Origin of the sequence: Serratia sp. J2, from assembly GCF_046269175.1 — a bacterium.
In the GTDB taxonomy this organism is placed as follows: domain Bacteria; phylum Pseudomonadota; class Gammaproteobacteria; order Enterobacterales; family Enterobacteriaceae; genus Chania; species Chania fonticola_C.
On record NZ_JBKABN010000004.1, the window covers coordinates 329,423 to 343,905 of the forward strand.

General features: G+C 58.8%; 8 protein-coding genes. All 8 read right to left on the reverse strand.

Translation table 11 applies throughout. The features are described from left to right. Positions 1-14: 14 nt before the first annotated feature. Positions 15-4,907 (reverse strand): RHS repeat-associated core domain-containing protein, encoded by a 4,893-nt coding sequence (locus ACKWMY_RS06845; protein WP_409486084.1) that lies wholly within the window; start codon positions 4,905-4,907, stop codon positions 15-17. A 10-nt stretch (positions 4,908-4,917) separates the two neighbouring features. Further along, the gene (locus ACKWMY_RS06850; protein ID WP_409486085.1) at positions 4,918-5,706 is read right to left on the reverse strand and encodes a DUF4123 domain-containing protein; all 789 of its coding nucleotides are present in this window, start codon (positions 5,704-5,706) and stop codon (positions 4,918-4,920) included. Further along, entirely contained in the window at positions 5,703-7,997 is a 2,295-nt protein-coding gene (tssI, locus tag ACKWMY_RS06855) for a type VI secretion system tip protein TssI/VgrG (protein ID WP_409486086.1), read from the reverse strand. Before tssI ends, ACKWMY_RS06850 begins: the two co-directional genes overlap by 4 nt. Before the next feature lie 20 nt (positions 7,998-8,017). Beyond that, on the reverse strand, positions 8,018-9,763 hold the full coding sequence (locus tag ACKWMY_RS06860) for a type VI secretion system baseplate subunit TssF (RefSeq protein WP_409486087.1): 1,746 nt from the start codon (positions 9,761-9,763) through the stop codon (positions 8,018-8,020). Positions 9,764-9,781: 18 nt separating this feature from the next. Continuing rightward, positions 9,782-10,810: a type VI secretion system baseplate subunit TssG gene (gene tssG / locus ACKWMY_RS06865; protein WP_409486088.1), complete on the reverse strand. Its 1,029-nt coding sequence runs from the start codon at positions 10,808-10,810 to the stop codon at positions 9,782-9,784. Beyond that, positions 10,807-12,549, reverse strand: coding sequence for a type VI secretion system baseplate subunit TssF (gene tssF / locus ACKWMY_RS06870; protein ID WP_409486089.1), 1,743 nt, complete (start codon positions 12,547-12,549; stop codon positions 10,807-10,809). The genes tssG and tssF overlap by 4 nt, the downstream gene beginning before the upstream one ends. 24 nt (positions 12,550-12,573) lie before the next feature. Continuing rightward, positions 12,574-14,034, reverse strand: coding sequence for a type VI secretion system contractile sheath large subunit (gene tssC / locus ACKWMY_RS06875; RefSeq protein WP_409486090.1), 1,461 nt, complete (start codon positions 14,032-14,034; stop codon positions 12,574-12,576). Between the two features lie 64 nt (positions 14,035-14,098). Next, positions 14,099-14,362 (reverse strand): PAAR domain-containing protein, encoded by a 264-nt coding sequence (locus ACKWMY_RS06880; RefSeq protein WP_409486091.1) that lies wholly within the window; start codon positions 14,360-14,362, stop codon positions 14,099-14,101. Positions 14,363-14,483 lie beyond the last annotated feature (121 nt).

The window sequence follows — 14,483 nt, forward strand, 5'->3', positions numbered from 1 at the left end:
AAGCTCCTTTATAATTAGTTGGGATGTGCAGAGTCATATGGGAATGATGTTCTAACTGAACCATCGGGTTTTACTACAACCCTTGCCATATCGGGCTTTAACTCTACTCCATTTGGTAAGTACCCTCTGCCTGTTACATTTTTTGGTAGTGGAACATTGTGAACTCCTGGACCTTTTCCAGCAACATCAGCAATAAAATTGGCTGCTGCATTGTCATCAACATATTGTCCTACTTGATGTCCTTTACCTCTTGCTCGATCTATTAGTTGATTTGGTTTTAATTTTTGCCCATGGTCAGCAAACGTATGACCATACGTTGGTGTGCTCTTTGGATTTCCCCATTTGAATTTCCCAGTTACAGGAATTTCAGGTTCACCCGTCTTCACGCCAGCTTGTAAATCTGAGTTTGGAGGACATCCTCCCGGCACACTAGTCAACCCCAACGGATCCACCCATCCAGTCGGGTTAGGCACATACTGCGTCTGGTTCAGCCCACCGGCTAGTCCAATCGGGTCCGGCGTGATAAACCGGGCCGTTTCCGGCGAGTAATAACGATACCGGTTATAGTGTAGCCCGCTTTCCGCGTCGAAATACTGTCCCTGGAATCGCAATGGCTGCGCCACTGCGCCAACGAACGCTACCGCCAGATTGCCGTAGGCGCGGTACGCCGCGCTCCAGGCAATCTGTCCTTTGCCATTGACCAGTTCCTGAGGGGTACCCAGGTGATCAGTCAGGTAGTAATAAATCTCCGACTTACGCCCTTTACCCAACAACTGTGCCAGTGGCACAAAGCTGCCGGGGGTGTACAGGTAGCTTTTATAGGTTGCCTGGTGCGCTGGTTTAGGGTCGTCCGCTGTGAAGATATTATCATCGTCGGCGCATTCTGCCACCATCCGCTCACCCTGCCAGAAGAACCGGGTAAGCGCATCGGGCTGTTGTGAGAGCAGGTCCTGCTTCTTAATGCGTCGACCAAAGGCATCATAGGTATAGGCAAAGTGGGTTTTCTGCCCCTGTCGTTGTTCAATGAACTCCACCAGCTGGTGCTGGCAGTCATAACGGAACTCCCGCACCCATAATGGCTTGGTGCTGCGCACCTCACGTGTCAGGTTGCCAAATTCGTCATACTCGAACCGTACATCGCCTTTCTGCTTCAGCAGGTTGCCACGCACTTGTGTTCCACGGGAGGCAGCATCGTTCCCCAATACGTTACCCGCTGCATCGTGCGTAAACTGTTCACTGATACCCCGCCAGCGCAGCGCTTGCGGCAAGGCTTCGGGGTAGGCTATCGGGTGGTGCAGGGCTTCGGTCAGGCGATGCTGTTTATCGTAGCGGTATTCCCGGTTGCCTTTATGCGGATCGAGGATCTGTGTCAGGTTGCCTGTCGGATCATACTCATAGCGGCGTTGCATTATCGGTGCCACGCCCGGAGCATCACCTTCCATTTCTGCCTGCACGACGGCGATGGCCCGTTGATGGCGCAAGCGCTGCTGGCCGTCATAATCAAACTCGCTTACCACTTCGCCGGTGATACGTCGGATTTCCTGCTCACCGCGATACTGGTGCTCACTCAGCACCTGACCATTAAGCGCAATACGCGAGACCTGCCCCTGTTGGTACTGGTAGGCCAGAATGTTGCCGTCGGGCAGGCATTGGCGTGTCAGGTTACCTGCGCTGTCGTAGCCGTAAAACAGGCTGGCGAAGCCCTGATACTCTTCCGTCAGCCGCCCGACTTCATCGTAACCGTAAGCCAGCGGCCACTGCCCGTCGTCCACCAGTCGCAGGCGGTTAAAGCTGTCGTAGCCGTAGCTGACTTCCTTACCGTCTGGCAACACTTTGCGAACTAGCCTCCCGGCAGCATCCCGCTCGTAGCGGGTCACCAGCGCGGTCTGTTCACTCTGGCTGGTGCCGTACTCGGTGCGCTGGGTCAGGTGCCCGTTCAAGTCGTAGTCATAGAGGAAGTGGCGTCCGTCAACGGTGTGTTCTTCACTCACCAACCCGTTGGGGTGATAAGCCAACCGATGGTGTTCACCGTTCTGGTTGATGATGTCGCTGACTAAACTCTTCGGACTGTCATAACGGTATTCCACCTGGCTGAGGTCGGGATATATCACCCGGCTCACCAAACGGGAATTTGGATAGTATTCGTATTGGGTGGTCAGTCCCTTTTCATCACGCTCACTGGTGACCTTGCCGTAGGCGTTGTACCTATAGTGGCGCACTGTGCCGTCAGGCGCGTGAATAGCCTCCAGCCGGTTGGCGGCATTCCAGGTATAACGGGTGCCGTTGACCCCGGCCTCGTCCAGTGGGCTGTCGCTGTGCCGGATCACCCGCCCCAGCAGGTTGTAACGAGTGTAGTGGGTCAGCCCGTTGCGCTGATGGTGTTCCAGCACCAGGCCAAACGCATCGCGGACAAAGCGCTCGCGGCTGCCATCCGGGTATTGCACCTCGTTGAGTGCCCCTTGTGCAGACCACAGGTAGTGGCAGGTATTGCCCAACGCATCGGTTTCTTCCGTCAGGTTGCCCTGCGTATCGTAGCGATACCGTTCACGGATCTTGTCCTCCTGATCGAGGCTCCAGGTGGTTTTCTCTACTACTCGGCCACGCGAATAACGGTATTGGGTCTCCTGTCCGTCAGGCGTTCGCACCCAAGTGCACTGAAGTTCACTGTTATAGCCATATTCGGTGCGATTGCCCAACGGATCGGTTTCACTCAGCAGCTCACCGCGTTCACCGTATTCATTGAGGTGGGTCGCGCCGTCCGGGTCGACTTTCTTGATCAGACGGCGGAAGCGGGTGTCATGTTGCCAGGTCTCCCGTGAACCGTCCTGATGGACGAGGGTGACGGCCCCGGGTTGTTCATCCCACAGAAAACGTTGGTCAAGGTTCGGCAGGTTGCTCCAATGGCGCACAGCACGGGCCTGTTTGCCTTCCCCTTGCCATTCCCAATAAAACTCAGCCCCGCCGGCCAACTGCCGCAGGCTGAATACATAATCATCACGATACTGATAGCGCTCGGCTTCCCCGGCCGCATTGATAGCGGCACTCAGTTGCCCCCGCTCATCGTACTCATAGGTCATGAGCGGGTGGAGAGCCTCTTCCCGACCCGACTCAGGGGTCAGGCTCAGTTGCGTCAGGCGCCAGCCTTGAGGCAGCTCCTGATAGCTAAACTGCAAGGCCGCACCAGCCGGATGTTCCAGCCGAACAGGTAAGCCCTCATGATAATGCAGGGTCAATCGCAACTGGCGGTGTGAAAGGCCGGTGATGCGCCCGGTCGTTTGCCCCGTAACCCGATGCACATGCAACACCCAGCCTTCCAGGCTACCGGCCATCAGGCAGTAGCTATCAGGTTCCTCGTCCAGATAGACGGCGGCCCCAGCTACATAGTTAAGCCCGCTTGGGGAAACTTCGGTAGGTAATGGCAGAATGGTGGTGAGGGTTTGATGATCGGTCCAGTGCAGTTCATCACCGATAAACTCCACGTTATGCTGCAAGCTGTGGCTCCAGCCAAAACCAAATACAGACGTGCGTTCGACAGCGGTGGTGCGGTACTGACGCTGGAAGATAAAGGGCGTCAGGCCAATCAGTTGCCCATCGTCCAAGGTGAGCAGTTCTTCGCCGTTGATCAGCGAGACCGGACAGCCGCTGCCGGGGGTGCACTGCGAGTTCACCGTGGACTGGTCAGCCGCATTTGTCGCGGGGTTGTTTTTCACCGTGCCTGAATTATCCACCAGACCAGTATGGTTTGACGAACCCAGCTGGTTTTTCCGATCCTGTTTCAACTTGGCATTGGCCTGGCGCTTGAGGTTCAGTTGGCGAGTCTTCTCAAAGAACCGTTTGACCAGTTCCAGGGTGGCAAACAGAATCGTCTTCAGCCCCTGCCAGACAGACTGCAATGCGCTGCCCAGTTTCTTGAGCAAGCTGCCTACCTTATAGATCAGGAACGCCACGCCCAACCCGGCGGTCACCAGGGTCAGCAGCGCCCCAAAGACAATGCCGACCAATGCATCGCTGATAATGGAACCCCCTATTTTTACCATCGGTTCCAGTAGTGCACCCCAGGGGTACATACGCACTTGCAGTTCCACCGAACGCATAAACAGGTACAACGCAGCTTCATCATTGAACAGCGCCAACAGCTCGCGGGCCATCTGCTTGCTGCCTTCCAGCAGGGACTTCAGTTTCTGTTCATCCAACTGGGTGATCAGATCTTTATACTTACCCGCTTCCGCATAGATTTTCTGCCCGTACTTGGCGGGGTCGGTGATCACGTCGTAGGCCAGTTTTACGTCGTCCCACAGCCCGAACATGCCGTCGTACAGCCCAGCGCCCAGCGCGGTCAACAGGCCTGCATTGATTGGGCTCAGCTGCCACTGAGGCCTGTAGGTCTGCCATTGCGTTGACAAGGTGTCGTACATCTCTAGCATCAGGCCGTCATAGGCTTGCAGCATCTGGTCATTGTGCTGCTCAAGCTGGGGATCGGTGGCTTTAACGTAATATTTCTTGCCCGCAGTCAGACCAGGGAAACGCGCTATGCCTTGCTCATCGGTCTGCTGGGTAGCCACCTTCGAGTCAAAACCAAAACTGACATCCTCATAGATCTCAATGGTCACATCGGGGATGGGCAGTTCAAGTGTGGACTCATAGGCGAGGGCCACCTTGATCTCGCCACTCTTCGGGCAGGTCACTACGCTACTCTCAAAGCTGCGATCGTTTTCCGAGACCACGGTCTTGCTGTCGTTGAGCCGCAGGGTTTTTTCCATCTCCAGCGTCGGCCCACCTAATCGCCCGGAAATGCTGCTGGCCGTGGCCCACTCCTTGACGATCTGCCGATACTCTTGGGTGATCAGGGTCTTGTTTTTGAAGCCCAGCAAGGCATTGTCAATACTCGCAATATATTCGGTCGTCATAGTCCATTACTCACGGTCGAAAAGAGGAAACGTTGAAGGTGATCACCTCAAACGGATGGGTACGGCGGCTCAGCGCATCTACCAGGGCCTGGGATAGCCGTGCGGTTCGCTTCTTCGGATCTGGTGTCTGTTGCCAGACCTGTGGGTAAAGCCGCAACGCAATCTGGCGCAACACCGGTTCCGGCACGGCTTGATAGAGTTCAAACTCATTCTCGCGCAGCCAGGTCAGCTGGTTGGCGATCAGCGGTTCTGGATCTTCATCCAGCAGGGAATCCACCATCCCTTGGGGCACCAGCCACCAGGGGCTAATCTGGGCCTGCGCAGAAGGATCCACTGGGCAGGTAAATACCTCGCCGTTCACCCAGTAATCGGAGAATACCGGCAGGATAGTGCGCCACTCATCGCCAAAGTAGCGCAGGTAAGCTGGCAGATAACGCCCATCCCAATAGCGGAAAAACACCGCTTTGCCGCTGGGCATGATCACCTGCGTCAAACCGGCAAGGTGGGTCGCCAGGGCAGCCTGCGGCAACGGCGAACGTGCCAGCCAGCCCCAGTTGCGCAAAGGGGTTTCTGCCACCCAGCGCAGGAATGGGCTACCTTCATTGAGCTGCACCATCACCGGCATCACCTCGAACCAGTTGGCATAGGGGGTGTTGGCATAGAGCCCATAAGGCGTGCGGCTGCCATCCTCCCGGTAATAAGCTTTGATACCTTGTGCACCGTGGGTATTGGCCAGGATGGCATACAGCGGTGTTCCGGCCGTTTCTCTTATCCAGTCCTGTATGCGGTTTTTGTTCATGACTTTTTGCCCATGTTTTTGAATAGCTCTTCTACATCAGAAGATTGCGAACTTTTGAGCCGATCGCCGAGCATATTCAAATAGTCTTTACCTGTGGCACCAGACAGGTTGCCTGCGTTAACCATTGAGGTCAGCCCACTGATAGGCAGCGAGCCAACGTTAGGCAACGCTTGAGAAACACCGCCTGTCGAGGCCCAGCCACTGCCGGGCATCCCTTGAGAGACACTGGCCGTTGCTGGCATCGCTCCACCGGATTGCGGTACAAAGCCGCTGCTTGCACCTTGGGCACTCGGCTTGGCAGGGGCCTCATCTATCGGGCAACCTCCGGCTTTACATTTCTCACACTCTTCACAGTACGGAGCATCACTACTAAGCACCCCCTGCTGGATCAACGTGGGGGCGGCCAGCAACGGCACCACACCCGGCATCTTCAGGTTGACGCCCTGTCCGCTGCCCGCAGAGCCACTGCCCACCTGCAACGATGACGACGTGAAAATGGCCCCCGGTGCCAATTTGATAAAGCTGCCCCCGGCCTTGAGCGTCAGCTCACTGCCCGCCGAGAGGGTGATTTTGGCTCCGGCTTCTACCGACACTTCCTGCCCAGCCTTCACCACATAGGCGCTGCCGACCTGCAAATGGGATCCGCCGTCGGCCAGTTCGGACTTTTTGCCGCTGGTGTGGAGCGTGAGTTCGCCCTTGATGCGGCTTTCCCGGTTGCCCTCGATTTCGCTCAGGCTGTTGCCGCCAATCTTGCTGCTCTGGTTGGCGCGGATGTCCCAGTGCGCATCGTTGTTGACCAGGGCCTTGAGGTCTTTCTGCGCGTGCAGGTAAATCTCCTCGCTGCCCGCCTCATCCTCAAACGACAGTTCGTTAAAGCCCTCGGCCTTGTGCGATTTGGTGCGCCAGACCGATTTGGTCTTGTTGGCCGGTAACGGATACGGCGGTTTGTTCAGGCCGTTGTAGTAACGCCCGCTCACCACCGGGCGATCGATATCGCCGTTGAGGTAGCTGATCAGCACTTCCTGGCCAATCCTTGGCAGCGTCACCGAGCCAAAACCGTCCCCCGCCCACTGGTTGGAGACCGGCACCCAGCAGGAGGCTTTTTCATCCGCCGGGTCATAACGGTTCCAGTGGAAATGCACCCGCACCCAGCCCAGCTCGTTGACGTACAGCTCTTCGCCCTTTGGCCCGACGATCGTGGCCACCTCGTCCCCGTCGGCCAACGGTTTGTAACGGTAGCTTGGCCGCCAGTCGATATTCCCCGGCGCAAAGGTCAGCGAGTTGGTGAAGGTGGTACCGCTGCCGTTGCTCTCCTCCTCCAGCGCGGCAGGCTGCTCCCCACGGTGGCTGACGGTGATCACCTGCCAGCGATCGTTGCGCGCCTGCACCGGATGGCCCTGCAAGGTAAAAATCGTGCCCGGCATCAGCCGGATGCTGTTGGTTTCTGCTGCGCCCTGTTGTGTGCCTGCTTGCATGGCCTCCAGCCGCACGGTGCTGAGCTGCGGCCCGGTCTGGTCATCCTGATAACGGCCATAGCTTTCAAATACCGAGTATTGGGTGGCTTCACCGCCCAATGCGGGATCGCTCTGTTTAAACTGCAGAGGATGGTCTGGTCGCCGGTGTTCGCGGTCCTTGAGCACGCTTTCCCGTGACTGCATGAACGCCCCCAGAGTCAACCGATGGGCAATATCCCCCTGCGTCGGCGACTGGATATGCGGGTTGAAGGTCAGCGGGATACCTTCTGTCATGCTCAGGTGCGAATCGCCATACACCAGTTCGTTATCTTCAAACCAGAAGTTGATCCCCACCTCGGCCATCAGCCGCAGAATGAAGTCCAGGTCGCTTTCGCGCTTCTGGGTCACGTACTCACGCGGTGGATAGGTCTGCTGGAGTTGGCTCTGGTAAGGGATGCGGTGTTCGTCCAATACCTGATTGACGATGTCCGGCACCGACAGGAAATGGAAGATCCGGCTGTCCTGTTTCAGGCTCAGTACCCAGACATCCGGGCGGATCACCGCCTGATAGTAGGTGCGGCGAAAACCGCTTTCTCCCTGCGTCAGGCTGGCAATCAGCCCTGGGATCGTGCGCTGTTCCTTGCCACTGACGGTGACGGTCAACGCCCCCGGCTGCAGCAACTGTGCGTCCAGTTCGATGTCTGACCGGGTACTGACCAGGTTCACCGTCAGGGTAAACAGGGTCGACAACCCTTCTTCCAGGGTAAAACCGGCCACGTCAAAGGTGTCCAGAGGCAGTTCACCGAGCTGGCTGCTGAAAAATAATCCGCTGTCCATCGTTCACTCCTTGTGGTGTCTCACATCATGGCGCGTTGGCCGCGCGCCAGGGGCAATGCCCAGCGCCGCTGTGAAGGTTCGGTTATCACATCCAGCAGCAGGAAGCTGTTGGTGGTCAGACAATGGGTAAAGAAGACGCTCAACGCCGCCGCGAAGGTGTAACCTTCGCCCGGGCTGTCGAACGCCGGGTCATCGAGCGTCAGGGTCATCTGCAAACCGCGCCGCAGCCGTTCCCCCATCAGGGTATTCACCGGTTCGGTCTTGACGGCGGTGATACCCTCCACCGCCCGGCGAATGTGCCGGACCTGCGGCAGGTTATGTCGGGCGTGCAGGCAAAAATCGTCGATCGCCCGCTGCACCGTTTCCCGGTGGTTGAGCAGTGCGGGGCTGAACGACAGGCAGGCCATCAGCCGCCAATGGTGATGGCTGTCCACCACCGCCGGGTACGGGGTCGAAAATCGGGTGACGGTAGTGACGTCCAAGGTGTCGGTCACCGCCATGCCAAGCAGGAAAGGGGAGCCAAGCGGTAACGTGGGCGCTTGCGCCGAGGTGGTGAGCAGATCGCAGACCACCGCCCGGCAAGGGGGCTCGGTCAGCGGCTCCCCGGCACTGTTGCACAGCACCAGCTCATGCTGCATCCGCCCCAGGACATCACCGCTGACCCGGACGGTGTAAAACAGCGCCAACCCGGCGTCGGGTGCATAACGCGACTCCGGTGTCAGTTCGCTGTCGGGCAGAAAATGCACCTTCCGCCCCCGTTTGAGGGTATCCGGCTCCTCCAGCATGCTGACGCCGGTAATGGCATACACCCAGCGATCGTCGACATACGGCAACGGGTAAACGCTCTGCCCGGGGTGCAGCCGTAGGGGGGCGCTTTTCTGTGCCGCCAGGCTGATCACCGGGACGCAGTGCAGCATAAAGGCCGACGCCAGTTGGGCCTGGGTGAGCGGGATCTCCCCGTTGAACGTGAGGATGACGGTAAAGGTGCGGCTGTGCCCCAACGTCAGCCCTGAGTGCATCGGGCCAAAATCCAGCGTCAGGAAATCATTCACATGGGGCAGGTACAGGTATTCGGCCAGGCTCTGCAGCGCCCAGGTGGTTTCCCCCTCGTGGGGCAGAATACGGTTATCCGCAGTGGGCCGTGGGGAAGACAACACCGTCTCCAACACCCATTGTCGTCCTTCCACCTGTAGCACGGGGCGGTCCTGATGCTGTTCACACCACAGGGTCAGCGTCGCCGCCACCTGTGGGTCGTCACCCAGAAACAGCGACAGCGGCTGGGTTGGCCAGGTATCACCCGGCCCCTGGTAGTGAAACGTCAGGCGGATCTCGCTGTGGGAGTGGGTGACCAGCAACTGCCGGTCAATCAGGGCCAGCGGCTGTAGCGTCAAGGCATGGCAGGTCTGGAACACCTGCGTACGTCCGTCGGCTAACAGGGAGAGCGACTCGCCCGCAGGCAAGGTTAACGGCGCATCCAGCGTGCTGGCTTTGGCGCTGACGTTCACCACGCCACAGGCCGGAATAGGCCGCAGGGGGAAGGGCCAGGTACGCGCAAGATGCCCCTGCGTGACTTCGGGGAAGCCGTCCTCCAGGCGTTGACGCAGCCCGGCATTCAGCATTGCCGCCCCCTGGATCAGGCATTCCACATCCGGATCGCCCGCATGGCGGCCCAGTTGTGCGGCCAGTGCGGGTTTTTCCTGCCCTACTTTGTCTGCCAGCGCACGCAGGTAGGCATGTTCCTCTCTGAGATGATCGGTAAAGTTCATATCAATCCTTGACGTTGGCTACCTGCGCACGGGCAACAGGGTGTAGGGTTTGGCTTCGGGTTGCCCCACAAAGGTGGTCCACCCCAACTGGGTCCGCTGTGTGTCACCGAGCTTCAGCCCCCCCGCTTGATGCCGTGCCAGCGTCAGGCGCAGATCCCAGACCAGCGGCTCGCGCAGGATGTACTCGACAAAATTGACCAGCAGGCGATGCTGCTTACCGTCAGGCAAAAACGACAGGTACTGTTCCTGCGTGAGTTCATTGATCGACAGCTGAAATTTGACGCTGCGATCGCGCATCCGGCTGCCGATCACAAAGTTACCCCCCAGCAGCGAACGGGGTTGATGGCGTTGCCCGCGTACGGCGGTGACCTGCCCCAGGCGATTTTGCTGCTCGTCACTCAACGTCATGACGTGGGGCATACAAGACTGCACCGTCACGTCGGGGAGTGAAAAGAAGTGGCCGACCAAGCGAGCGATCACTTCTGGCGAGCGGCCCGGTGAGGCCAGCAGACCGGCGTAGGCCAGCATGGCTTCGGCGTTGATACCCAACTGCTCTCGCGTCTGCGGGTGGCCCAGGCCTATCAGGGCAAAAATACGCCCCGAGGTGGCATCGCGGCCCCCCGGTTTAAAGGTGATCTCATAGCGGTATTTGCGCCAAATCTGGTGCGCCAACGACAGGGGCCGATGGTTGAACACCGCCAGAAAATCGTTGAGCCGCGTCTCTCCCTGCGCCGTGCTCCCGGCAATGTCATCCAGATAGTAATAGGGCAAGGGCGACTGGCTGCCTTGCAGGCCCAGAAAGCTCACCTCCAGGCGCAGCGGCCCACCCGGCTCATGTTGCAACGCCACCACATCACTGGCGGCAAAGCCCAATCCGGCCGCAGCGGTAAAGCGCAACGCTTCCCGGTTCGGTGGCAGGCCGAGCGTGCGGGCCGGATCGATGCCTGCCAGCCGGTTCAGCCCTTCCACCAGGCGGTAGAAGTCATACTGGCTAACGTTATCGGCGATAACCTGGAGCTGCTGCTCCTGCTCTGCACTGGGGATCATAGAAAGCGGTAAGACTCCTGATTATCGTGGTTAACCACGGTGAGGGTATGGAAATGGTTGACGCTGGCACGCTGGGCCAGGAACCGTGCCAGTACCCGGCCAGTCAGATAGAGCTCGCCTTCCGAGTCAAACGCCCCTTGGAGCCGCACCGTAAGCACTGAGGCCAGGCCATCGATCGGCACACCGTCGATATGGCGTTCAGCCGGGCACACGGTCAGGCTGAGTAACCCCGCCCTGCGCCGCCGGGAGATCCCTGCCGCCAGTTCACTGTGCCAGGCGGGCAGATCGCAGGCGCTCAGCACCTGCCGCAGCGCCGTCAGCGTCAGCAGTGAGCGGCTGTTCAACGAGAGATTACGCAGCAGGGCCGCCTGCAAGGTAGCATCCAACCTTGGGCTCAGGGGGACTGACGGGCGGGTGATATTGTGCACGCGGACCCCAGGCGGGCAGCCGGTGGCCGGTTGGCGGAGTTCTCCTACTTTCAGGTGCAACGGCAAGCGGCGGTGGCTGCACGTGAGCCGGACGGACACCGATTCCGGCGGCAGGTTGTCCAGGTTTTCACCGTGGCGGATCAACGCCAGGTGATGGTTCAGGCCCCCCACGGGCGACGAGGTGACCCGCACATGGTAATACCCCGCGTCTTGTTGCTGGCTGAAACGCTCAAACGGCGCATAGTGGCGGGGGCTATCACTCAGGGCTGATACACCGGTCACTTCATCCACCGAGAACACGTCGTAGTCCTCAGGATGGCGCACGCTGGGGAATAACGGCAACTCTGACTGCGTACCATCGAGGCTGACCCCGTCAGCGTAGTGGCTGAACAGGTTGATGGCGGGCGTGCAATGCAGGCGCACCGTCTGGCGGTTGATAACCAGAGCGGACGGTAAGGGCCGGGAGAAGGTGAACCTCAGGGTAAAGCCGTGAGAGGCAGGCAGTGAAGGCAGGCTGGGGAACCCCGTCACGTCCATAAATAAAAAGGCGTTGGGGAAGCAGGCGTGTTCCTGCAGCAGGCGATAGCCGGGATCGGCATTCTGTGGCCAGGGCAGCAGGGCCTCTTCGTCGTTGAAACCAACCGGGGTGAGTGCGAGCTCAGGCAGCGGCCACGTCTTTCCCCCCACTTCCAGCGTGGCGTGGCTCAGGTATTCACTCAGCCACAAATGCAGCTGTTGCCCGGTGTGCAGGTCTTCCCCCAGATACAGCCGCAGGCCGTTCAGGGTAGTGAGGTCCAGTGGCCGGTCCGCCGTGGTGACCAGTTGCAGGCACAGGCTGTCATGGCCGTGCCGCTGCTCGCGGCTTACCGCCTGCACCTGTAACGGCCACAGCCGGGTATCACGGCAGGTGCGAAAATGGCACCGCAGCGTTTCCTTACCTGTCGTTACCGGCAGCGGGATACTGACCACCGTGGCCCCCTTGGCAATCTGGGGGCAAGCCTGCGCGGGATCCGACAGGTAATCCTGCTGCCATTCCAGCACGGTCATGCTCGGGGTGGGCCGCAGAAAATAGGGCCACAACAGGGCCAGCATATGGTGGGTGAGGACTGGTAGCTGGTCAGCCAGTTGTCCCTCCAACTGCCCGGTCATCCAGGCCATCCCCTCCAGTTGCCGCTCCACATCGGGGTCGTGGCCAGAGGCTGTCAGAAAGGAGACCAGTGGCGCATGGGTCTGCTGCAGAGCTTTGGCTGCCTGGTGTAACGCGTTGCGCCGACGCGCCTGAGAGGATTGCCGATTTTTATCCCGGTTCATGGTGAAGACGTCCTGTCTGTAAGATTATTTATCCAGACGCCCGGTCAGGGCGAGGACGAAGTTGGAGCCCATGTGCTTGAAATGCGGCTGCACATGCAGTTGTGTCAGATACCAGCCAGGATCGTGCTCCACTTCCTGCACCTCAATGCGGGCAGCGCGCAGTGGGCGGCGGCTGCGCACACTGGCAGGCGGGTTCTCCTGATCGGAGACAAAGCGTTTTAACCAGTTGTTGAGCTGATGCTGCAGGTCTCCCCGATTGCGCCAGCTACCCAGCCGCTCACGCTGCAGCACTTTGATGGTGTGCGCCAGCCGGGTGATGATAAACAGGTAAGGCAGTTGCGCTCCCAACTGGTCATTGACCCGGGCGTTCATCCCTTCAGGCGTAAGGTCGGTATAGTGCGGCGACTGGATTGAGTTGGCCGAATAAAACACCACGTCCTGCCCTTGCTTGCGCACCCCAAGCGGAATAAACCCGGCCATCGACAAGCGGTATTGCCACTGGTCCGACAGCAGCGTCTCGGTGGGGATCTTTTCTTGCCAACGCCCCAGCGCCGGGTAGTATTGAGCAGGCAGGTTGCGGAACGCCCCGCCGCTGTCTGCCCCGATAATGTTCGGACACCAGCGATAACGGGCAAAGCTGCCCGCCAGGCAGAGCGCCAGTAAAAAGGCGCTGTTGCCCCACAGCAGGTGTTGATGTGTTGCAATCTGTTCCTGATAGACAAACTGCCGGACCTGCTGTGACGCCGGGGTATAAGGCTCGCGCTGCAAGAATCGGCACACGGTCAGCCCCAGATAGCGGGCATCCGGGGTAGCCCGGAGCGCCTGCCAGCGGATATGTGTCGGTGCAGCCATCACCGCGTCCAAATCAAGAATGGCGGGCAGGTCGGCCAATGAATCAACGCCGAAGAAGGTGGCGTCTGCCGCCGACAGAAACGGCGCGTGCGCCATGGCGCTGACCACGCTGAGGTAGTGCAGCAGTTTGATATCGGCGGCACCGGGGGTGAAATCATAGCAGCCAATTACCGCCGCCACCGGTACCCCACCAAACTGGCCGTAGCCTGCCGAATAGACATGCTGGTAATAGCCCGAGGAAGTAATGTCTGGGGAGAATTCGAAATCCGCCTGCAGTTCTTCCTGAGTGGCATGGAGCAGCGTCAACTGAATGTTTTCATGAAACGGGATGTTATCGACCAGCAGACTCAGCCCACGCCAGGTCGACTCAAGCCGCAGAAATTCGGGGGCATGCAGGATGGCATCCATCTGGGCGCTCAGACGCTTGTCCAACTCTCGCAGCAGACGGTCAATCAGCAGGATATTGAGGGCGACGCCACGGCCTTGCTGCGGCAAGGTGCCCAGTAACAGCGCAATATCCGCGTAGCTGACCACATATTCACTGCCATTAAGCGGTGAGAGTAGCCAGGCAACCCGTGGGGTGTGCGGTTGAAAAACGGCGGGTTCGGTCTCTAACGTGTCTAGCGTTGCCACGGCATCCTTGCTCCCAGTGCTCCTGCCGTTCTGGCGGAGTGATTAGCGCTGAACGAAATCCCCGTCAGGCGTTACATTCATGTTGTGAAGCGATCAACTCGGCGCCACAGGCGGTTTTCATGCCTTCCAACGCCACCGGCACCCCACCGACCTGTGCAGTTGAGGCCCCCATCACAATGGGGAAGACGCCTTTGCATTGCGGGCAGGACACCAAATGCACCACCAGTGCTACGTGGGTACCGCAGAACTGCATCACTGACGATCCCTGTAACACGACCCCACCATGAGAGGTTTTGTCGCCTTGTAAAATCACGGCCTTCCTTGCCATACGCCCACCATAGTTAGTATTTTCTTATCAGATTACAGGATATTTTGAGTGAAAAGAAACTTAAATATAATAGTACCTAATGAATCTGTGAACAGCATAAGGATAAAGTGGGTCTTTTAGC